Source organism: Halomonas bluephagenesis, assembly GCF_054790765.1.
Genome location: NZ_CP133631.1, coordinates 2,160,385 through 2,179,779 on the forward strand (window position 1 = coordinate 2,160,385; position 19,395 = coordinate 2,179,779).

Here is a 19,395-nt window from a genome sequence, read left to right on the forward strand (position 1 = left end):
CCTGTGTCATCAACGTTTGCGTCAACCCTTGTATTAACTAGAGGATGGGGAATCACTGTTGTGATGGCGTTTGCGTAACTGGGCAACCACAGACTGCCAGCGGCTTTCAAACGTAGCGTCCAGCTCACCTTGGGCACTGGTGATTCGGCCCCCACCACGAGCGAGTAGATCATCTGGCTGAAGCGACCAACTGGCTGCTTGAAGCTCGCTACCGAGATGCTCTTTCACTAGCGCATGATCTTGCGGGTTAAGCCAAAGACGTTGCTGGCCTACGAGCGGTGGTTCGGTGTGGAGCAGTTCACGAACGATCTCAAGAATTTGCTCAGGGCTCTCTTGCAGCGCGTCTGCGGCTAATTGTTTGCCGGTTGCCAGGGCAAGCTCGGCGAGGTCGTGTGCCACCGTCTCATCAATACGCTCTAGCGCATCAGAAAACTGCTTTGCGAGTGACCGAAGGGGCGCCACGGTTTTGTGTATGTGTTGTTCAAGCTCTGTCTCTGCTTGGGCTCGCCCTTCGCTAAGGCCTTGTTCAAGACCTTCTTGATGACCTCGCGCTAAGCCATCTTGATAACCCACTTCCTCTGCTTCCTGACGAATGCGTTCGTAAAGCGCCTGGCGTTCCTGCTCTTCACGTTGGCGTGCCTGCTCGGCTGCTTTCTTCGCCGCCTCTACTTTGCGCTGCTGGGCGGAAGGCGCTGGCATGCCACCTTGTTGTGCGCTTGCCGGCTGCTCGGCCAGCTCATCCATCTGCCAGCGACGCCAACTGCCGTGGCGGTCAAATTCAGGCGTTTTGGTGTTAGACATACTCATCGTCCCCGCCCGCTAAGACGATCTCACCGGAATCAGCCAATCGGCGCACTACCTGCAGAATAGCTTTCTGTTCGGTTTCTACCTGTGAAACGCGGATAGGGCCTCGGGCTTCCATATCCTCGCGAACAAGATCCGCAGCCCGCTGCGACATATTGCGCAGGAACTTGTCGACCAACGCTTCCTGGGCACCCTTGAGGGCCACCACCAAGGAGTTGGTTTCGACTTCTTGAAGCACCATCTGAATCGCACGATTGTCGAGGTCGAGAAGGTTCTCGAACAGGAACATTTCGTCGATAATTTTTTGAGCCAAATCTTCGCTGTGGGAGCGAACTGTTTCGATGGCCACTTCTTCCTGAGAGGAGTTCATCAGGTTGAGAATCTCGCCCGCCGTTCTCACGCCACCCATCTTGCTGCGCTTGAGGTTTTGACCATCCAGCATGCTGGTTAAAACTTCTGTCAGTTCTTGCAGCGCGGCAGGCTGAACGCCGCTGAAGGTCGCAATCCGCAATACCACATCGTTACGCAGCTTCTCTTCAAACAGCTCAAGAATATCGGCCGCCTGGTGCCGATCCAGATGAACCAGAATAGTGGCGATAATCTGCGGATGTTCGTCGCGGATCAGCTCAGACACCATGGAGGCTTCCATGAGATTCAGCGCATCAATGCCCGAGTTTCCGCCCGTGGTCTCGAGAATATCTTCGATGAGGCTGGTGGCACGTTCGCTACCCAATGCTTTGGTGAGTACCGAACGAATATGCTCACTGGAGTTGAGGTTTAACGCCACAAACTCTTCGGTTTCTTTATGGAAGGCTTCGAGCACTGCTTTCATGTCTTCGTGTGAGACTTGATGCAAGCGGGCCATTTCCATACTGATGTCTTGTACTTCGCTGGCGCTGAGGAACTTGAAAACCTCCGCCGCGCTATCTTCGTCCAGCGCAAGCAAGAGAATGGCGCTTTTGCGTGCGCCGGTCATCTCGGCAATCGGGCTACTCATGAGTGTTCATCCAGCTGCGGATAATCATTGCGACCATGCGGGGGTCTTCCTGGGCCATTTCACGCAGGTCGTTAAGATTGTGTTCGTACAGCGAGGTTTTGCGTCGCCGTTTGGGCTTGCTGCTGTAGGTATCTTCGCCCTCACCAGATTCAGACGCCTCGCCCTCTTGCTCGTCCTCTTCGCCCCCAACGCTGGCGCTAAACGTAGTGCCAGGCATGGCGGCAGCCATAACGGGCGGCTGGGTATAGCGCTTGATTAGTGGCCGTAGGATCAGCAGATAGAGCAACAGGATTGCCAGGGCGACAAGCAGATAGCGGCCCAGGGTTGAGGCGATGGACAGTGTTTCCGGCTGTTGCCACCAAACGACATCAGACGCGCTGTCATCGACACTGGCGAAAGGCGTGTTGACGACTTCCACCTGATCACCACGCGCTTGCGAAAAGCCCATTGCCTGTTGAACCAAACGTTCAAGCTGGGCAACTTCTTCTGGGCTGAGAGCAACTTGCTCTACTTCGCCCTCGTCATTAACAACCTGACGGAAATTGACGACGACCGCGGCTGACAGACGTTCTACCTGGCCAAGGCGGTGCTGAATGTGTTCAATGCTGCGGTCAACTTCATAGTTCACGACATCTTCTTGACGCAGGTTTTGTAAAGCGTTTTCAGGCACCTCAGCGCCTTCTTCATCAGCATCGGGCTGATTAATGAGCGCTGGCGCTACACCTGGAGGGGTGTTGCTGAGTGCACCAGGGATGCCAGTTGCTAGCGGATCTTCACCATCGAAAGACAGGCTAAGCTGGCGGCTACGGACCGCAGACTCATTGGGGGCCTGGTTGGGCGCATAGCGCTCGGAGGTCTGCTCGCGGCGAGAAAAGTCGATCTGTGCCGCTACCTGGGCTCGTACGTTGTCATTCCCAAGAATGGGGGACAAGATGTTTTCGATACGGCGCTGATAGGAGCGTTCGACTTCTGCGATGTAAGCAAGCTGAGAGCCATCCAGGTCGTTTCCTTGTGACGCTGTAGACGAAAGCAGGCGGCCATTCTGGTCCACAATGGTAACGTCTTCTGGTGCCAGCTCAGGAACACTGCTAGATACCATATGAACGATGGCGCTGACTTGGCCCTCACCTAGAACGCGTCCAGGTAACAGTGTCAGTACAACCGAAGCCTTGGCTGGCTCGCGGTCACGAATAAAGACCGAAGGCTTGGCCATCGAAAGGTGTACGCGAACCTTATCAACGGGCCCCAGTGATTCAATGGAGCGAGACAGCTCACCTTCAAGGCCTCGTTGAAAGTTAACTTGTTCAGCAAACTGGCTGATACCAAAGGCTTGATTCTCCATCAGCTCAAAGCCCAAGTTGCCGCCACGGGGGAGCCCTTGCTCAGCAAGTTGTAGCCTTAGCGTATGCACCTGATCGCTTGGGATTAACAGCGCCTGGCCGCCCTCGCTAAACTGATAGGGAACGCCGCGGCTGTCCAGCTCCGCAATAATGCGACCGCCATCGGCTTCATTCAGGTTGCTATACAGAACCCGATACTCTGGGCTGCTGGCCCACATGAAAAGCGCGGCAATAATCGCAATAGAAGCCGCAGCAGCGACCAACAGCACAACCAACGGGTTGCCGCGCAGCTGTTTTAACGTGCGCTCAACCGTTGAGGGGCTTTTGGTGTCATTTTCTGCCGTTCCGCTGCGGGGTGCATGTTGTGTCGTACTATTCTGACGGCCTGCCGTAGCACCAGTTTCGCTCATGCGTGCCTCCACGAGGGCAGGCAAAACTGATGACGGCTCAGGCGCATCACCAAAGAAGGCATAGGCTAATATCCGTCAATCGCGGTTATCCGCTAAAAAGATGAAGCGGAATTGTGATGGACGCCATTATCCTGGGGCAGGTCGAGCATAAATGAACGAACAGGTTGGCTTTTAAGGCGTATTTGTACGTATGAGTGTTCTGCTACCAGTGGTAGGCTTTTGTTATTACTTCACCTTCCTTCGGATGAGGCGTGCTTATGAGTTCCCCTGCCATACAATCAGCGCTGCAGCAAATGCAAGGTTTAGCCACTCAGGCAGCCCAGCCTATTAAGGGTGAACATATTGCCACCGCGGTGGGGCAGGGCAGTTTTGGCAGCGAGCTGCAGGCGTCTATTCAACGTATCAATCGGTTACAGCAGGCCGCTAACACGAAGGCGACGGCTTTTCAGGCAGGCGAGCCGAATGTTGAGTTGAGTGACGTGATGGTTGATATGCAGAAAGCGAGCGTTGCTTTTCAGATGGGGCTACAGGTTCGTAATCGTTTGGTAACGGCCTATCGCGACGTGATGAATATGCAGGTTTAGATAGCGCCTGTTCGTTGGCGTCGAAAAAAGCCGATGACAAGTGTTAATGAAAAAGACGAGTAGTGTAATCGGCTGGGGACATAGGGAAGAGAGATCACTGGCTGTGGCGGAGTAATCTCTCCTATCGCTAGGTCAGGCTTCTAGAGAAATAATTCGCCCTTGTAATTCTTCCAGTCGCTCTGCGACGAGCAGCACCTCTTCGGCCGGTATTTGGCGAATAACATCACCGGTTTCGCGGTCGATGACTTTCGTGATAACGCGCCCAGATTGTTCACTCAGTGCAAACTCTAACCCTCGTGGCCGAAATGTTTCGTTTATCCGCTGAATAGGCTCCGCAAGTGATTCTTTGCTCACGCTGCGAGGCTCAGCTTGCTCCCCGCCAACGCCTGGAATACCCGGTGTCTGCTTCGACGATGTTTGTTGATTGGCTGTTGGTTGGAAATTAGCTGGTTGATATGGAGTTGTTGCTATTGAGACTAGCTCATCAATTAACAGTGGGCCCATAGGGATAATCCTTTAAAGGAAAGCCACGTGGCGGGGTGGCAAAAGGTGGCAAGGCCGTCGGATCGTAGCTATAGGCCTCTTTATTACTATCGGCAGGCGCGCTACGAACTTTATTTTTTGCATAGCGCAGGCTTTGGTTGCAGACCATCCTGGCTGCCATTGCTGGTTTATCGTTGTTGCTTATTGACGATAAATAAATGAAATAGGTCGTTAGATCTTTAATGGGCATACGGCAGCCTAGAGGGTTCTGATATGCTCTGTCGCCTTTTGGTGGGTGCGCAATAACGTGGCGTCATAACAACGTGGTAGTGAGCGAGACGAGAATGTCAGTCCAACAAGATGAATATGAAAGTGTTACCAGCCCAACGGCAGTAAGCTCTCTTTTAAATACCATGATCGAAGGGGGAGGCGTGTCGCTTTGTTTGGCTTCCGCGGAAGCACGTCCAGAGCCTATCGTGTTAATGGAGCAGTACGCTGGCAAAACGTTAGTGATGGACTTATCTTCGGTCGATCATCTGTTAAGTCGTTTACAGCAGGGGGAGTCATTTTTCCTGCGCGGCCAGTCCCAGGGCAAAGTGGTGCGCACGCCGCTACTATCGTTAACCGAAGCCCGCCATGTTGGGGGGCGTTTTTTATGCTGTAGCGACTATCCCGCTACCCTGGAAGTGCTCCAGCGCCGTGAATCGTTTCGCGCTGAACTGCGTTTAGGTATGGTTGTGGCCGCCTCTATATGTGGCGAAAGCGGTGAAGGAGTTCACGGGGAGCTGCGCGACCTTTCCCAAGATGGCTGCCAAATAGAGCTGCCGCTGACCGCCAGTGGCGTGTTAGCTGAAGCCGACCTGTCGCTAACGCTTGCTTTTACGTTTCCAGATGGCACCTATTTTGAAGTGCAGGCAGTGCCACGCCATCAAAAAACCGATCCTGAGCGACATTTATTGCGCGTAGGCTTTCGTTTTGCGAATTGCACTTCCGAGCAAGAGCGGCAAATTTGGTATTTTGTCTGCGAAATAGAGCGCGAAGCCGCTCGCTATAAAAAAGAAGCGCAAGATGATCGTCAGCCATCGCCGCTATTTGAACAACCTGGCAAGCGCACGACAGGAAATGAGCATGTCGGGCGGCGTGATATTCGACGATATGCAACGCCAATGGCGCGGCGCTTGGTGAAAATAGCGGCTTACCTGGATGCTCAACTGCTGCTGTTGCAACAAGGCAGCGATATCGATTCTCGCCAGCTATCACGTAATGCAGACCGTCTTTTGTTGCTCCATGAGGAAGACCGTGAGGCGCTGTTGTTTGCTACGCGCTGCCTGTCGCCTGAGCCGCTTTTAGTTCGCCATGGAATTGCAGTGGCCGTGCATTTGCTCGATCTGGTCGGCGCAAATATGCCCGGTGACGTACGCAAAGCGATCGTTGCGAGTGGTTTAGTGCACGATCTTGGTAAAGCGCTCGTTCCGCAAATACTGTTCAAGGCGCCACAGTTCGAAGCCCCCCACCGTCAAGCCATGAGTGAGCATGTGTCGTTGCTGTTAGATCGCCTTCAGCACTGCCAGTGGCTTTCTGCTGCCGTTGCCCAGGCGGTAATTGGCGGGATTAATGAACGGCTGGATGGTAGCGGCTATCCTGAAGGTCTAACCGGCAGTGATATTAACGAACTGGCGAAAGCGAGTGCTGTGGTCGATGTGGTAGAAGCAATGCGGCGCGATCGAGCAGACCGCCCTGCCAAAACAGCTCAGCAAATTTATCGTCATTTGCTGAGTCACCCTCACCAATTTGATCCTCGTTGGACCAAGCGCTATATCGAGCATTTCAAACCACTGCCGGTGGGGTCGCTGGTGCATTTTTCCAGTGAACAGATGGCTTGGATTGTTCGCCTTGATGAGCAGGGCGCACCGGCTGAAGTGACGCTGACTCGTCAGGCGGAGTCGCCCATGCGCGAGACCTTGGGCAATACGCTGCGCGGGGACGTTCTGGAAAGATTGGGTAAGCCAACGCGTGAAGTGGCGGTGTCGACGTAGCTGTTGACCGCTTGGCAAAGAGGGCGAAACTTTCTGAGCGAAAAGTAAGGTAAACATTAAAGTCTATTGGTCAGACGCCGATAACATTTATAGCCGAGTAAATAAGCTCGATTTTGAACGTTAAATAGCTAGCGAGAAACAGCGTGAGCCGTTGATTGTGTGGCTGTTGTTCACATTAATAAAGGAGAGCCCGCTTATGACATACTCTCGCGGTGGCGCCGCTTATGGCCGAGGTGCCAAGGCCTACGCCCGCGTTGGCGTGGAAAGCGGCGTTATGTCAGCTGATCCCCATCAGCTCATCGTAATGCTGTTTGATGGTGCTCAAGCGTCCATCCGTGCGGCGCGTATTCATATGCAGGCAGGCCACACGGCTGAAAAAGGAAAGTCGATTTCCAAGGCGTTGGACATTATCAATAACGGCCTGACGGCCTCGCTGGATCAAGAGAAGGGTGGTGATATTGCTGAGCGCCTTGCTTCTCTCTATGACTACATTTCCCGCTTATTGTTAGCCGCTAACCTTCGAAACGATGAAGACAGCCTCAACCAAGCAGAACGTTTGCTTGAAGATATCGCCTCTGCATGGCGTGAAATCGGTCAACAGCAAAGTGCGTGAGGCAAAGCATGTCGGCTTCTGAAACTGCTCGTGAAAACGCCCAGCAAGCGCTCATTGATGCGTATGCCAAGCTACTCACCTGTGTGACACAAATGCACGAGCTCGCGAATGCGGAGCAGTGGGCAGAGCTTATAGAGCAGCGTACCCACTACGTGATGTCGGTTGAAGCGCTGCGTAAGCGCGATAGCGAGACCGTGCTTGATGATGATGCCCGGAAGCGAAAGGCAGAGTTGCTGGAGAGCATTCTCGAGCATGATGTTGAAATTCGCCGTCGTTTGGTGGCTAGGCGGGATGAGCTAGGCAAGTTGATAGGTGTTTCTCAACGCCAGCGAAGTCTGCATCGTGCTTATGCACCTCAGCAAGGTGAAACTGCGCTCTTCGATTCCGATAGCGGCCAGGAGAAGGGGCTAACGTGAGTGGCATTACGCCACTGATCGATACGCTCATGCACCAAGTGCTTGGGCGCAAGGGCGGCGAGTTGTCCCAGCGTCCGCTTAATGCGCCCGTGCAGCCGATACCTCCGGGTGAGGGGCCGCGCGCGCTGCAAGGGGATTCAAGCCTGGATGGGCGCCCTCTCTCATCGCCACTCGATGATCTTCGGCGTCTTTCCTCCTCGCTTGATGGGCAACGGCTGCCCGCTAAGGGAGACACAGCCAACGCACCGCCAGGCTCGACACAAACTCACCTTAGCCCAGCTGCCCGTACCATCGCCGATGTATTGCTGCGTTTTCCCGCACCGCCCGCGATGATACGCCCTCAAGCGCCATTGATGGGGGGGCAGGAAATAGCCTCTGCCCCGGCGCTGGCGAATCGGTTAGAAAGCAGCATCCGTGATAGCGGTCTGTTTTACGAATCTCATTTAAAGCGATGGTTTCAAGGAGAGTCTTCACGGCAACAATTGCTACGAGAACCGCAGATGCAGCCAGGCCCACGACCTATACTGCCTGCCAGTGTTGCCACGTTTGTAATGCCTCCTTTTGCGGCAAGTGCCACATTGGGTGCGAGTAATACAAACGTTGCCATACTGCCGAACTCGCTGCTGTTACCGGTTGCAAGTGATCAAGCTGGCTTGATGCGATCTGCCGTACCTATGCCAATGGATAGCAGGCTGCCAGTGGGCGTGCAGCGTGACAGTGTGCCTGCCACTGTTTCGGTGAGCGCTTCTGCTAGTATTGATATGGCAAGTGCGCGGATAATAGAAGATAGTTCGCTAGTGCGTGCTGGCCGTGAGATTGTGCATGAAAGTTTGCAGAGCCTAGTACGTCAGCAACTTGATATGCTTGTGATGCCGACTATCCGCTGGGAAGGTGATGTTTGGGCCGGTATTTTCATGGCATTAGTCATTCATATGCCAACCCGGGAGGATGAGCGAGAAAGCACCGAGCAAGAGGCAGGCGGTGATGATGGCTGGCAGTCAGATATGCAGCTCGACGTGCCTAATCTGGGGGCGTTTAGTGCGTCGCTCAGGCTTTACCAGTCGGTGTTAAGCATCGATCTGACAACGGATACTGCTTCGACGTACCAGTCCCTGCAGCAGGGGCTTGAGCGTTTAGAAAATCGCCTGCAGGCGTTAGATTTTCGCAGTGTTCAGGTGAAAGCGCACTACGCCACTTTGGAGAGCCATGATGGCGACCTCGGGTGAGCATCGACGTCAAGCCGTCGCACTAGCCTATCAAGATAAAGATCAAGCGCCGCGGGTAATCGCTAAAGGTTACGGTGAGTTGGCGGAACGGATTATGGCAGAGGCTCAGCGCCAAGGAATTTATGTGCACGATGCACCTGAGCTTGTGGCACTGCTGATGCAGTTAGATCTCGATGCCGAGATCCCCGCAAGTTTATATCAGGTGGTTGCGGAGCTTCTTGTATGGGTATTTGAGTTATCTGAAGAAGGGTTAACTCCTCGTCAAGAGCGTCGGTAGCCAATACAAACGTTGTATGCAACCATGTGCCGAGTAAGGAAAAAACCATTTAAGGCGTCAGTATAAAGTCATAATGAAACGCCCATGTCGTTCGATGGAACACTATGAGTCAAACAAGCTTTCTCGATGAAATTCAAGAAATTAACTTAGCGTATTTACTTCTTGCGCAGCGTCTATTGGTCGAAGACCGTGAGGCGGCGATGTTTCGCTTAAAAGTAGACAGCGAGCTTGCCGACCTGCTGGTGTCTCTAAATGCCCGGCAACTGACAAAATTGGCACGCAATAACCAGCTGATATGCAGGCTTAGCCAAACGAGCGTCCACCAGCTGCGCAAAATTACCCAGAATCCTCGGGATCAAGGGCTTTCAGGGTTGCATGCCTCATTGTTGTCAGCCTGCGAAGAATTTGAGGTGTTACCAGTAGGAGAATCAGAGTGAGCCAGAAGAGCTTGGTTGATGAAATGCACCAAGTACAACTGGCCATAGAGCTAATTGAATTAGGTGCACGTTTACAAGTTTTAGAGACAGAGACAGACCTAAGTCGCACACGTTTGATTAAGTTGTACAAGGAAGTGCGTGGGATGTCGCCACCTAAGGGCATGCTGCCCTTTTCAGCGGACTGGTTCGTAACGTGGCTGCCAAACGTGCATTCGTCGCTGTTTTATAACATTTATAACAGCGTACAAAAAAATACCTGCTGCGAGCGTATTGACGCCTTTGTTAAAGCTTACCGTCTGTATGAAGAGCAGATAAATCTTGAAAGCGTTGAGCCGGTGCTGGGGCTTACTCGTGCGTGGACACTGGTACGGTTTTTTGAAAGTGATCTACTGCAGCTCAATACGTGTACACGTTGTGAAGGACACTTTGTCGCCCATGCACACAGCCCAGCCCATGATTATGTTTGCGGTATTTGCCAGCCACCCTCGCGAGCCGGGAAAACACGTAAAGCGCGGTGTTGAAAGATAAACCATTCTCACGCTCGCAGTGGGTAAGCATATAACCAATAAAATGCGCCTTTAACGCATAGATAGCACCAAAAGGGGTTGGTACTTTTTCATTAAAATTGCCTACGCCTGCGTATGCTATGGCTAAGAAACGCGTGGAGCGGGACTTTTCTGTGTCTTCTTTTTGAAACACGGGAATAGCGTTCCCTTGATATAAAAACTGATATCGCAAGGACACTGCTTGTGCTGATTCCTCTGGGTTATTTGGTCGTACTGCTATCTGTCTTTGGCGGTTATGTGATGGCAGGCGGTAGCTTGGGCCCCCTGTATCAACCCCTGGAGCTGCTGATTATTGGCGGTGCAGGCGTTGGCGCTTTCATTGCCGCAAACAACGGCAAAGCGATTAAAGCCACGTTTAAAATACTTCCCAGGCTCAAACGAACCAAAAAATATAATAAAGCCTTATACATGGAGTTAATGGCGTTGCAATACAAGATTCTCTCTAAAGTACGCCGTGAGGGAATGTTGGGAATTGAGCGCGACATTGACAACCCTCAGGAAAGCCCGCTGTTCCAAGAGCACCCCTCGGTGCTTGCAGACCCCCATATTATGGATTTTCTAACCGATTATCTTCGGCTGATGGTGAGCGGTGGCATGGAGCCAATGGAAATCGATGAGTTAATGCTTCACGAAATCGAAGTATTTGAGCAAGAAGCTCATATTCCCATTGATGCGATTGCCAAAGTAGGTGATGCAATGCCTGCGTTCGGTATCGTAGCGGCGGTAATGGGGGGTATTAAAGCGCTGACTTACGCGGACGCCAGCCCTGAACAAATGGGACAAATGATTGCGATGGCGTTAGTGGGTACCTTTCTGGGTATTTTGATGGGCTATGGATTTATTAGCCCCATCGCAAGCTATGCCGAACGGCAAGCCAAAGAAGCCGAGAAAATGTTGCAATGCATCCGTGTCACGCTGCTAGCTAGCCTGCATGGTTATGCTCCCCAGCTAGCCGTTGAATTTGGTCGTAAAGCATTACATAGCACCGAGCGTCCAAGCTTCACAGAACTTGAAGAGTATGTTCGCGACGCCAAAAAGGGCGGTAATGCATGAGTAAGGGGGGCGATAAGCGTCCGATTGTTATTCGGCGCAAAAAAGTGGTGCATGCCCACCATGGCGGTGCGTGGAAGATTGCCCTTGCCGACTTCATGACGGCCCTGATGGCGCTGTTTCTAGTGATGTGGATTTTAAGTGTTTCTGACGATGAAACCCGGCGCAGTGTTGCGGAGTACTTCAGCACGCCGTTGATAACGGCAATGACCAGTGGTGACCGATCTGGAAGCACCCAGGTGATTCCAGGTGGTGGCCCAGATCCTACCCACAGTGATGGCGAACGTGCCCGGATTGATGTGCTTCAATATAGCCGCCCCAGCGCTCAGGAGCGGCGTTTCTTTAACGATTTGCAAGAGCGCATTGAGCGAGCCATCGAGCAAGACCCAGAGCTGCGCCAACTGCGCAGTCAAATGCGCTTTGATTTAACCCGCGAAGGGCTGCGTATTCAGCTGCTCGATACGGAACAGCGTCCCATGTTTGAGTTAGGCCGCGATCAAGTAGCCCCCTACATGCGCAACCTGTTACGTACGATAGCACCACTACTCAACGAATTGCCCAATGACTTAAGCATCAGCGGCCATACCGATAGCGTGCCCTATGCAGGCGGTTATCGAGGCTACAGTAACTGGGAACTTTCCAACGACCGAGCAAGTGCCTCTCGGCGTGAATTAGTGGCTGGCGGGCTTGATCCAGATCAACTGCTACGCGTATCGGGCTTTGCCGATCGTGTCAGGTTGCCTGACACTGCGCCGACAGACCCGGTTAATCGCCGCATTGAGCTCGTCGTCTTATTGCCAGAAATCGCTGAGACGATTCGTAACCCAGGCGTTATGGGGCTTGATAACCCATTGCCCGATGAAGATGCGCCTGTAGAGGCGTTGCCACAAAGCACGCCACAGAGCGATGAAAACGAATGAGCAGGGCTTATCACAACACTAAGACGTTTATGTGGAGCGGTGCATGGATATAGCGGATTTTTTTGACACCTTTTTTGAAGAGGCTGAAGAGCTGCTGGCCGATATGGAGCAGCATCTGCTGGAACTGGATGTCGATGATCCGGATAGCGAGCAGTTAAACGCTATCTTCCGTGCCGCCCACTCAATAAAAGGCGGCGCAGGTACCTTCGGCTTTAGTGTGTTGCAGAAAACCACGCACATCTTTGAAAATCTGTTAGATCACGCACGCAAAGGTGAGTTGACGCTGCGTGCTGACCTCGTTGATACCTTTTTAGAGGCAAAAGACATCATGCATGAGCAACTCGATGCCTATCGCAACGAGGAAGAGCCCAACCAAGAAGCTTACGAGCGAATTTGCCATACACTCCAGCAGATCGCGCTAGAAGAAATTGGTCAGACGCTGGATGCGCCCGCTGTCCCTGCACCAACTGTTGAAAAAAAAGCGTCAGTCAGCGCTGAGGCTGCTGATTCCTCCTCGCTGAGCGAGCGACAACTGCTGGTTGCGCTAGTTAACGTTAGCGAAAAAGATCGCACGCTGCTGGTTGAAGAGCTGGAGCAACTGGGCGATGTCCAGTCCCACTCGGGTGATGAAAAACGTTACGAAGTAACGCTGACAGGTGACGTTAGTGCTGACGATATTGAAGCGGTGATGTGCTTCATTATTGAGCCTGAGCAGATCGAAATTAGCGTGGTCGAGGTTGTAAAAGACGAAATCACTAGCCCTGAGTTAGACGCGCCAGCGCTGGCAAAAGACGTGCCCGCAGACGTTGTTGAGTCTCCGGTGCCAGCGGCGGCTAAATCTGCTGACAAAGCACCTTCGCCAGAAAAGCCAGCGAAATCCGCCCCTAAAAAAGCGGCCGCTGAGTCAGCCTCGATCCGTGTGTCGGTAGATAAAGTCGACCAAATCATCAATTTGGTTGGCGAGCTGATTATTACTCAGTCGATGCTGGACCAAACGGTCAGTGACCTCGGAGATCAATCCGTTGGCAACAGTTCGCTACAAAACGGCATGAGCCTGCTGCAGCGTAACGCACGAGATCTTCAAGAAGCGGTGATGTCAATCCGCATGATTCCGATGGAATTTGTGTTTAGCCGATTCCCCCGCGTTGTGCGCGATACCGCCGGTAAATTGGGCAAAGAAATCGAGCTCATTACCGAAGGTAAGTCCACCGAGTTGGATAAAAGCCTGGTTGAGCGCATTACCGACCCGCTAACGCACCTAGTACGTAACAGCTTGGATCACGGCATCGAAATGCCGGATGAGCGCGAAGCGGTAGGTAAACCCCGCGTTGGCAAGTTGGTGTTATCGGCACGCCATCAGGGCGGCAACATTCTGATTGAAGTGCGTGATGACGGCGCGGGCATGGATCGTGACCGGCTGTTGGCCAAGGCGCGTGAAAACGGCCTGAACGTTTCAGACAACATGTCTGACGAAGATGTCTTCCAACTGATTTTTGCGCCGGGCTTCTCCACGGCAAAGGAAGTTACGGACGTTTCCGGCCGCGGTGTCGGCATGGATGTTGTAAAGCGAAATATTCAAGGCATGGGTGGCCGGGTTGAAATTCAATCTAAGAAAGGTGAAGGGACCAACACGCGCATTGTGTTGCCGCTGACACTTGCCATTCTCGACGGTATGTCGATCAAAGTGGGCGGCGAAACCTTTATTTTGCCGCTTTCCACGGTACTTGAGTCGTTGCAGCCAGCCAAAGGCGATATGTATGCCATGGCGGGAGATGATGTGGTGCTTAAGGTGCGTGATGAGTACCTTCCGGTCATCGCGATCCATGAAGTACTGGATGTGGAAAATGCCATTACCGACCCGACCAAAAGCATTGCCGTGATTGTTCAGGGTGAGGGGCGTCGTTATGCCATGTTGGTTGATGAGTTGATTGGCCAGCAGCAGGTGGTTGTAAAAAACTTAGAAGATAATTATCGCAAAGTGCCGGGCGTTTCGGCGGCCACTATCCTTGGTGATGGTAGCGTCGCGCTAATTTTAGACATTACAGGTTTACACCGGTTAAGCCGCGCCAAGAAAGAAGCCGGAAAACAGGTGAATTATCCACATCTCTCTTATTACCAGGAGGCCGAGCCGTCATGAGCCAGGCAAACAATGGAGCGGTTTTGTCCGCCGCAGAAGCCGATAATCGCGAATTTTTGGTGTTCTCTTTGGGAGAAGAAGAGTATGCCATTGATATCCTTAAGGTTCAGGAAATACGCGGCTATGAAAACGTCACGCGTATTGCCAATGCCCCTGACTTTATTAAAGGGGTGACCAATCTGCGCGGCGTCATTGTGCCTATTGTCGATCTGCGCATTAAGTTCCACTTGGACAGCGTGGAGTATGGTGGCCAGACCGTTGTCATCGTGGTCAACGTCGCCGACCGCGTGGTTGGTATTGTTGTGGACGGCGTTTCCGATGTCATGACATTAACTCCCGAGCAAATAAAGCCAGCGCCTGAATTTGGTGTCACGCTCTCCTCCGATTTCTTGAGCGGATTAGGCAGCCTTGAAGACCGCATGCTGGTGTTAGTTGATATCGATAAGCTGCTGACCAGCGAAGAAATGGCTTTAGTCGATAGCACCAGCACCCGCTAATCCCTTTGTGACTGGGCACAGGGAGAGTGCCTTCTTAAGCCAAAAAAACAGCCCTCTCTGGTGCTACGGATAGCATCGGCCACTACGGTTGTATTTGGAGTAATGCGTGTGACACCGCTACTGCGTCAAATGATGAGCAATATGACCGTGCGTCTTAGTTGGGGGCTGGTATTAGCCACTTTTTCGATCTTGGTCGTGGTGGCCTGCGGTATAGGTCTTTATGCGCTCCACCACGGTGCTGCTATTGTGCAGGCGTCGAGTGATTTGCAGGCGCAGCAAGCGGCGTTCAGTGAGTTTGCTACACGCATTCGCTGGGTGCTGATTGGCGTGGTCATCATGACCGGCGTAACGGTCGCGGTGGTGGTGTGGGGTGTGACCGTTAATGTGCTGCGTCCCCTGGATCGTCTGGTCGGTTACTTTGAGAAAATGGCCCAAGGCGACCTAAGCCAGCAAATTACATCGCCTGGTAATAATGAAATTGGCAGGCTGTACACAGCGATGGCGCACATGCAGTCTTCACTGTCTGAAACCGTTGGCGTGGTACGCCAAAGCGGCGCGTCAATTTTTGAGCGCTCTCAGCATATTGCCAGTGGCAATAACGACCTCTCCTCACGTACCGAGCAGCAGGCCTCTTCTCTAGAAGAGACGGCCTCGAGCATGGAGCAGTTAGCCTCTACCGTTGGGCACAACGCAGACAATGCACTACAAGCCAGTCAGCTCGCCAATGAGGTAACGCTAACCGCCAGACGCAGCGGCGAAGAAGTTGCCAATATTGTTGAAACCATGCAGGACATTAGCGCGAGTTCCCACCAAGTTGCCGACATTATTACGGTGATCGATAACATTGCTTTTCAAACCAATATTCTCGCCTTAAACGCGTCGGTAGAAGCCGCCCGTGCTGGCGAGCATGGCAAAGGGTTTGCCGTGGTAGCGCAGGAAGTTCGCAGTCTCGCTAGCCGCAGTGCTAATGCTGCCAAAGAAATTCGCACGCTGATCGATGCATCGCTTGGCAAAGTGGACGCGGGCACCCAGCGGGTGAATCATGCGGGAAAAACCATGCAGGATCTTGTCGCCGCTGTGCAGCGGGTCAACGATATTATGGATGAGATTGCGGCCGCCTCTGAAGAGCAAAGCAACGGTATCGGGCAAGTTAATCAAGCAGTTGCCCAAATGGATCAGGTTGTTCAACAAAATGCCCAACTGGTTCAACAAGCAGCACGCAGCGCCAATGAATTAGAAAGCGAAGCGGCGCGCCTTAGAGAAGCGGTTGAGCGTTTCCATGTGACGCCTGCACTGGCAGAGGGGAAGCAGGAATCTGGTTATGCCATGCGGCCCCGCGCTCTTCAGCAAGTACCTGCCGCCCAAACTCCAGCGGCCAAAAAAATACCCGCTCGTAACACGACAGTCGATGAGTGGGAAGCGTTTTAAGTCTTGCGGTTTAGGCTCATGACTTCCTCGGCTTCAATACTAAAAATAAGGTATGCGGATGCGTAATAACCAGCCAGTCACTCAGCGTGAAATTGAACTCCAGAGTGATGATTTCCTCGTTTCGCGTACGGATCTTAAAGGGCGCATTACCTATGCAAACCCTGCGTTTATCCAGATAAGTGGTTTCCAGCACGAAGAGCTGATAGGCGCGCCCCATAATTTGATTCGACACCCGGATATGCCGCCGGCGGCGTTTGAAAACCTGTGGCAGACCGTGAAAAGCGGTGAAACATGGCGAGGGCTGGTTAAAAACCGCTGTAAAAATGGTGATCACTACTGGGTAAGTGCCAGCGTAACGCCGATTATTGAGGACGACCACGTCGTTGGCTATGCCTCTGTCAGGGTGCAGGCATCCAGAGACGCGATTGCACAAGCGGAGCAGGCCTACGCTGAGATTCGCGAAGGCCGTAATAAGCACCTGTATCTAGACAAGGGTAGGTTGCGCAAGAAAGGTCTTACTCAACGTTTAAAACGGATACGGCTGGATACCCTACGCGCTAAATTGGTCGGTATGATTGTGATGGCTGGTGCACTGCTGCTGGTGAGCGGTGGCCTTGGACTGTATGGCCTTAACGTCGCGGGAGACCGGCTTGCGGCGCTCAATAATGATGGCCTGCAAGACGTTATTCGCTTACAGCAAATTGATCAGACCATTGCGCAAACACGTCAGGCCATGATTGAACCAGAGCGTATGGAGCTGATTCAACAGCGCTTTGAGATGGGTGACATGATTGCCAATAGCGCGGCGACAATTGAGTCCGCTTGGCAGCAATACTACTCCCGTGACGTCAACACGACAGCGCTTGCCACCTCCTTCAATGCTCAGCTGCAAACCTTTTTAGACAACGGCATGTTCCAAGCAGAAACCGTCTTGCAAGCAGAAGACACATATCAAGTGTTTACCGGTTTGGACGCAGTCATCAGTGTGATGAATAACGAAGGGCGCGAACTCTCGACGATGGTGAACCAACTCATCGCCCAAAAGCAGACTGCCGCTGAAGCAATGGCTGCTGATGCCGAGCAAGGTCAAGCCAGCATGCTTAGCGCTCAAGCCGCTGTTCTGGGGGGCGGCCTGCTGGCGCTTATCCTGCTTGGGGTAATGACATTACGTTCCATTGTTCGGCCGCTAAAAAGTGCGTCACGTTTTACTTTGCAAATAGCGGGCGGAAACCTAGCCGCAAAAGTGCCTCCCCATCAGCGTGACGAAGTTGGGATGCTGATGGAGTCGCTGAATACCATGCGGAAAAGTTTGAGCAGCATTATTAGCGATGTAAAAGGCGGTATTAATGTGGTCACTCCCGCCGCGCGGGATATTGCCACTGGCAACGAAGCCTTATCGTCTCGTACCGAGCAACAGGCAGCGTCGCTACAGCAAACCGCATCCAGCATGGAAGAAATGACAACGACCGTGCGTCAAAACAGCGATAACGCTCAAGAAGCGCGTCGTCTTGCCGATAACAATGCTAAGCAAGTGACGCAGACCGGAGAGCTCATGTCGCAGTTGGTCGAGAATATGCAGCGAATTACCCAAAGTTCGCAAAAAATGACTGACATTATCAATGTGATTGACTCGATTGCTTTCCAAACCAATATTCTGGCACTCAACGCATCGGTAGAAGCTGCCAGGGCAGGAGAGCATGGTCGCGGGTTTGCGGTGGTTGCTGAAGAAGTACGTAAATTGGCAGGAAGAAGCGCTAGCGCCTCTCAAGAGATTCGCGTGTTAATTGATGGTTCTAATCAAGAAGTCAATGTTGGCGCTGGGCTGGTCAAAAAAGCCGAAGTAGCGATTAGTGAAGTTGCCGATGCGGCGCGAAATGTCACGCAGATTATGCACGACATTTCGTCAGCGTCGGAAGAACAGAGTCATGGCATCGCAGAAGTTAATAAAGCCGTTGCCGAAATGGATCAAGCGACTCAACAGAACGCCGCGCGCGTTCAGGAAACGGCACGCGCCGCCGTGGCATTAGAGCAACAAGCGGGCTTATTAGCCCTGTCTGTTGAGGCGTTTCGCTTGAATCATCAGAGCTCGCCAACAACGGCACTTAGCCCCACACCTGCTGGCTATCGAGCGCGGGCTCAGCTCCCAGACAGCCCAACTAAACCGCCTACGTCGTCAACTACACGGCAGCTGGCCTCAGTAGAGGAGTGGGAAGAATTTTGATCGACCAACGCGAGCGGGGAGTTGATGTCGGCCAGTGGGCATCAGGGGGGCAGATCGAACGTGATCTTGTGCTCACCGATGCCGACTTTGCGCGTATACGGGAATTGATTTACCAGCGCGCCGGAATAGTACTTGCTGAGCATAAACGTGAAATGGTCTACAGCCGCTTAGCGAAGCGTTTGCGTCACTATGGTATTACTCGTTTTACCGACTATCTGTCGCGGCTGGAGCGACAGCCGGACGCTAAAGAGTGGGAGGCGTTTACCAATGCGTTAACCACCAACCTCACCGCTTTTTTTCGTGAGGCGCATCACTTTCCGCTATTAGCTGAGCACATCAAGAAACAGCAAAGTCCTATCACTATTTGGTGTTCGGCAGCGTCCACGGGGGAAGAGCCTTACTCGATTGCAATGACGTTGTTAGAAACGTTGGGGCCTAAAGCCACCCAGGCCAAGGTCATTGCCACCGATATTGACACCGACGCACTAAGTAAAGCGCGTGCAGGCATTTATCCGCTTGAGCAGGTGCGTAAATTAGACGAAGGGCGGGTTAAGCGGTTTTTCCAGAAAGGCACCGGTGGTCATGCAGGTTTGGCACGCATAAGGCCGGAAGTTTCATCGTTGGTAGACTTTGTGCCGCTTAATTTGCTGGCACCCCAGTGGTCGGTAAAAGGTCCTTTCGATGCCGTTTTTTGTCGCAATATTATGATTTATTTCGATAAAGATCCCCAAGCCAAGATTCTAAAACGGTTTGCTCCGCTGATGAAGCCGGACGCGTTACTGTTTGCGGGACACTCGGAAAATTTTTCGTATATCAGCGATGCATTCAAGCTGCGCGGGCAAACGGTTTATACCCTCGCAAAAAAATAAATCGGTTACGTGCGTTTACTCCTTTTGGCAATTGCCTTATTCGGAGTGGGTTGGCACACAGGTGGCTACCGTATAAAGGAGGCG

20 protein-coding genes are annotated in these 19,395 nt (G+C 52.6%); 15 read left to right on the forward strand and 5 right to left on the reverse strand.

Annotated elements, in window-relative coordinates:
- Positions 1-33: 33 nt before the first annotated feature.
- Genes REH51_RS09545 through fliF form a run of 3 tightly spaced genes read right to left on the reverse strand, consistent with a single transcriptional unit; the run spans position 34 to position 3,551 of the window.
- Complete coding sequence (locus tag REH51_RS09545) at positions 34-801, reverse strand: flagellar assembly protein FliH (protein WP_498935545.1); 768 nt, start codon at positions 799-801, stop codon at positions 34-36.
- Positions 794-1,801 (reverse strand): flagellar motor switch protein FliG, encoded by a 1,008-nt coding sequence (gene fliG, locus REH51_RS09550; RefSeq protein WP_498935546.1) that lies wholly within the window; start codon positions 1,799-1,801, stop codon positions 794-796. The genes REH51_RS09545 and fliG overlap by 8 nt, the downstream gene beginning before the upstream one ends.
- The gene (fliF, locus tag REH51_RS09555) at positions 1,794-3,551 is read right to left on the reverse strand and encodes a flagellar basal-body MS-ring/collar protein FliF (protein WP_009723981.1); all 1,758 of its coding nucleotides are present in this window, start codon (positions 3,549-3,551) and stop codon (positions 1,794-1,796) included. The genes fliG and fliF overlap by 8 nt, the downstream gene beginning before the upstream one ends.
- 257 nt (positions 3,552-3,808) lie before the next feature.
- Between fliF and fliE the strand changes: the two genes are divergently transcribed.
- The gene (fliE, locus tag REH51_RS09560; RefSeq protein ID WP_009723980.1) at positions 3,809-4,135 is read left to right on the forward strand and encodes a flagellar hook-basal body complex protein FliE; all 327 of its coding nucleotides are present in this window, start codon (positions 3,809-3,811) and stop codon (positions 4,133-4,135) included.
- A gap of 132 nt (positions 4,136-4,267) precedes the next feature.
- Here the strand turns inward: fliE and REH51_RS09565 are convergent, their stop codons facing one another.
- Positions 4,268-4,639, reverse strand: coding sequence for a flagellar protein FlaG (locus REH51_RS09565; protein ID WP_009723979.1), 372 nt, complete (start codon positions 4,637-4,639; stop codon positions 4,268-4,270).
- Positions 4,620-4,868, reverse strand: a complete 249-nt coding sequence (locus REH51_RS09570) for a hypothetical protein (protein ID WP_009723978.1) — start codon at positions 4,866-4,868, stop codon at positions 4,620-4,622. Before REH51_RS09570 ends, REH51_RS09565 begins: the two co-directional genes overlap by 20 nt.
- 94 nt (positions 4,869-4,962) lie before the next feature.
- On the opposite strand from REH51_RS09570, the gene REH51_RS09575 reads away from it, so the two are divergent.
- The 14 genes from REH51_RS09575 (at position 4,963) to REH51_RS09640 (ending at position 19,311) form a co-directional block, all read left to right on the forward strand.
- On the forward strand, positions 4,963-6,654 hold the full coding sequence (locus tag REH51_RS09575; RefSeq protein ID WP_498935548.1) for an HD domain-containing phosphohydrolase: 1,692 nt from the start codon (positions 4,963-4,965) through the stop codon (positions 6,652-6,654).
- A gap of 196 nt (positions 6,655-6,850) precedes the next feature.
- Positions 6,851-7,267 (forward strand): flagellar export chaperone FliS, encoded by a 417-nt coding sequence (gene fliS, locus REH51_RS09580; protein WP_009723976.1) that lies wholly within the window; start codon positions 6,851-6,853, stop codon positions 7,265-7,267.
- Between the two features lie 8 nt (positions 7,268-7,275).
- Positions 7,276-7,683 carry a flagellar protein FliT gene (fliT, locus tag REH51_RS09585; RefSeq protein ID WP_009723975.1) on the forward strand — a complete coding sequence of 136 codons (408 nt, stop codon included), beginning with the start codon at positions 7,276-7,278 and terminating at the stop codon, positions 7,681-7,683.
- Positions 7,680-8,909 carry a flagellar hook-length control protein FliK gene (fliK, locus tag REH51_RS09590; protein ID WP_009723974.1) on the forward strand — a complete coding sequence of 410 codons (1,230 nt, stop codon included), beginning with the start codon at positions 7,680-7,682 and terminating at the stop codon, positions 8,907-8,909. Before fliT ends, fliK begins: the two co-directional genes overlap by 4 nt.
- Positions 8,893-9,186: an EscU/YscU/HrcU family type III secretion system export apparatus switch protein gene (locus tag REH51_RS09595; RefSeq protein WP_009723973.1), complete on the forward strand. Its 294-nt coding sequence runs from the start codon at positions 8,893-8,895 to the stop codon at positions 9,184-9,186. Before fliK ends, REH51_RS09595 begins: the two co-directional genes overlap by 17 nt.
- Before the next feature lie 104 nt (positions 9,187-9,290).
- Positions 9,291-9,623: a flagellar transcriptional regulator FlhD gene (flhD, locus tag REH51_RS09600; protein WP_009723972.1), complete on the forward strand. Its 333-nt coding sequence runs from the start codon at positions 9,291-9,293 to the stop codon at positions 9,621-9,623.
- A complete protein-coding gene (gene flhC, locus REH51_RS09605; protein WP_009723971.1) occupies positions 9,620-10,144 on the forward strand; it encodes a flagellar transcriptional regulator FlhC in 525 nt (174 codons plus the stop codon). Before flhD ends, flhC begins: the two co-directional genes overlap by 4 nt.
- 228 nt (positions 10,145-10,372) lie before the next feature.
- On the forward strand, positions 10,373-11,242 hold the full coding sequence (motA, locus tag REH51_RS09610) for a flagellar motor stator protein MotA (protein WP_498935550.1): 870 nt from the start codon (positions 10,373-10,375) through the stop codon (positions 11,240-11,242).
- Entirely contained in the window at positions 11,239-12,159 is a 921-nt protein-coding gene (motB, locus tag REH51_RS09615) for a flagellar motor protein MotB (protein ID WP_009723969.1), read from the forward strand. The genes motA and motB overlap by 4 nt, the downstream gene beginning before the upstream one ends.
- Positions 12,160-12,202: 43 nt before the next feature.
- Positions 12,203-14,296 carry a chemotaxis protein CheA gene (cheA, locus tag REH51_RS09620; RefSeq protein ID WP_009723968.1) on the forward strand — a complete coding sequence of 698 codons (2,094 nt, stop codon included), beginning with the start codon at positions 12,203-12,205 and terminating at the stop codon, positions 14,294-14,296.
- Positions 14,293-14,793: a chemotaxis protein CheW gene (gene cheW, locus REH51_RS09625; RefSeq protein WP_009723967.1), complete on the forward strand. Its 501-nt coding sequence runs from the start codon at positions 14,293-14,295 to the stop codon at positions 14,791-14,793. The genes cheA and cheW overlap by 4 nt, the downstream gene beginning before the upstream one ends.
- Before the next feature lie 102 nt (positions 14,794-14,895).
- The gene (locus tag REH51_RS09630; protein ID WP_009723966.1) at positions 14,896-16,221 is read left to right on the forward strand and encodes a methyl-accepting chemotaxis protein; all 1,326 of its coding nucleotides are present in this window, start codon (positions 14,896-14,898) and stop codon (positions 16,219-16,221) included.
- A gap of 58 nt (positions 16,222-16,279) precedes the next feature.
- Positions 16,280-18,442 (forward strand): methyl-accepting chemotaxis protein, encoded by a 2,163-nt coding sequence (locus tag REH51_RS09635; protein WP_498935552.1) that lies wholly within the window; start codon positions 16,280-16,282, stop codon positions 18,440-18,442.
- Entirely contained in the window at positions 18,439-19,311 is an 873-nt protein-coding gene (locus REH51_RS09640) for a CheR family methyltransferase (protein ID WP_498935554.1), read from the forward strand. Before REH51_RS09635 ends, REH51_RS09640 begins: the two co-directional genes overlap by 4 nt.
- Positions 19,312-19,395: the final 84 nt, after the last annotated feature.

Bases quoted from the DNA above. Each gene is read 5' to 3' on its own strand.
- REH51_RS09545 (WP_498935545.1), bottom strand. From the start codon at position 801: ATGTCTAACACCAAAACGCCTGAATTTGACCGCCACGGCAGTTGGCGT.
- fliG (WP_498935546.1), bottom strand. From the start codon at position 1,801: ATGAGTAGCCCGATTGCCGAGATGACCGGCGCACGCAAAAGCGCCATT.
- fliF (WP_009723981.1), bottom strand. From the start codon at position 3,551: ATGAGCGAAACTGGTGCTACGGCAGGCCGTCAGAATAGTACGACACAA.
- fliE (WP_009723980.1), top strand. From the start codon at position 3,809: ATGAGTTCCCCTGCCATACAATCAGCGCTGCAGCAAATGCAAGGTTTA.
- REH51_RS09565 (WP_009723979.1), bottom strand. From the start codon at position 4,639: ATGGGCCCACTGTTAATTGATGAGCTAGTCTCAATAGCAACAACTCCA.
- REH51_RS09570 (WP_009723978.1), bottom strand. From the start codon at position 4,868: ATGCCCATTAAAGATCTAACGACCTATTTCATTTATTTATCGTCAATA.
- REH51_RS09575 (WP_498935548.1), top strand. From the start codon at position 4,963: ATGTCAGTCCAACAAGATGAATATGAAAGTGTTACCAGCCCAACGGCA.
- fliS (WP_009723976.1), top strand. From the start codon at position 6,851: ATGACATACTCTCGCGGTGGCGCCGCTTATGGCCGAGGTGCCAAGGCC.
- fliT (WP_009723975.1), top strand. From the start codon at position 7,276: ATGTCGGCTTCTGAAACTGCTCGTGAAAACGCCCAGCAAGCGCTCATT.
- REH51_RS09595 (WP_009723973.1), top strand. From the start codon at position 8,893: ATGGCGACCTCGGGTGAGCATCGACGTCAAGCCGTCGCACTAGCCTAT.
- flhD (WP_009723972.1), top strand. From the start codon at position 9,291: ATGAGTCAAACAAGCTTTCTCGATGAAATTCAAGAAATTAACTTAGCG.
- motB (WP_009723969.1), top strand. From the start codon at position 11,239: ATGAGTAAGGGGGGCGATAAGCGTCCGATTGTTATTCGGCGCAAAAAA.
- cheA (WP_009723968.1), top strand. From the start codon at position 12,203: ATGGATATAGCGGATTTTTTTGACACCTTTTTTGAAGAGGCTGAAGAG.
- cheW (WP_009723967.1), top strand. From the start codon at position 14,293: ATGAGCCAGGCAAACAATGGAGCGGTTTTGTCCGCCGCAGAAGCCGAT.
- REH51_RS09630 (WP_009723966.1), top strand. From the start codon at position 14,896: ATGCGTGTGACACCGCTACTGCGTCAAATGATGAGCAATATGACCGTG.
- REH51_RS09635 (WP_498935552.1), top strand. From the start codon at position 16,280: ATGCGTAATAACCAGCCAGTCACTCAGCGTGAAATTGAACTCCAGAGT.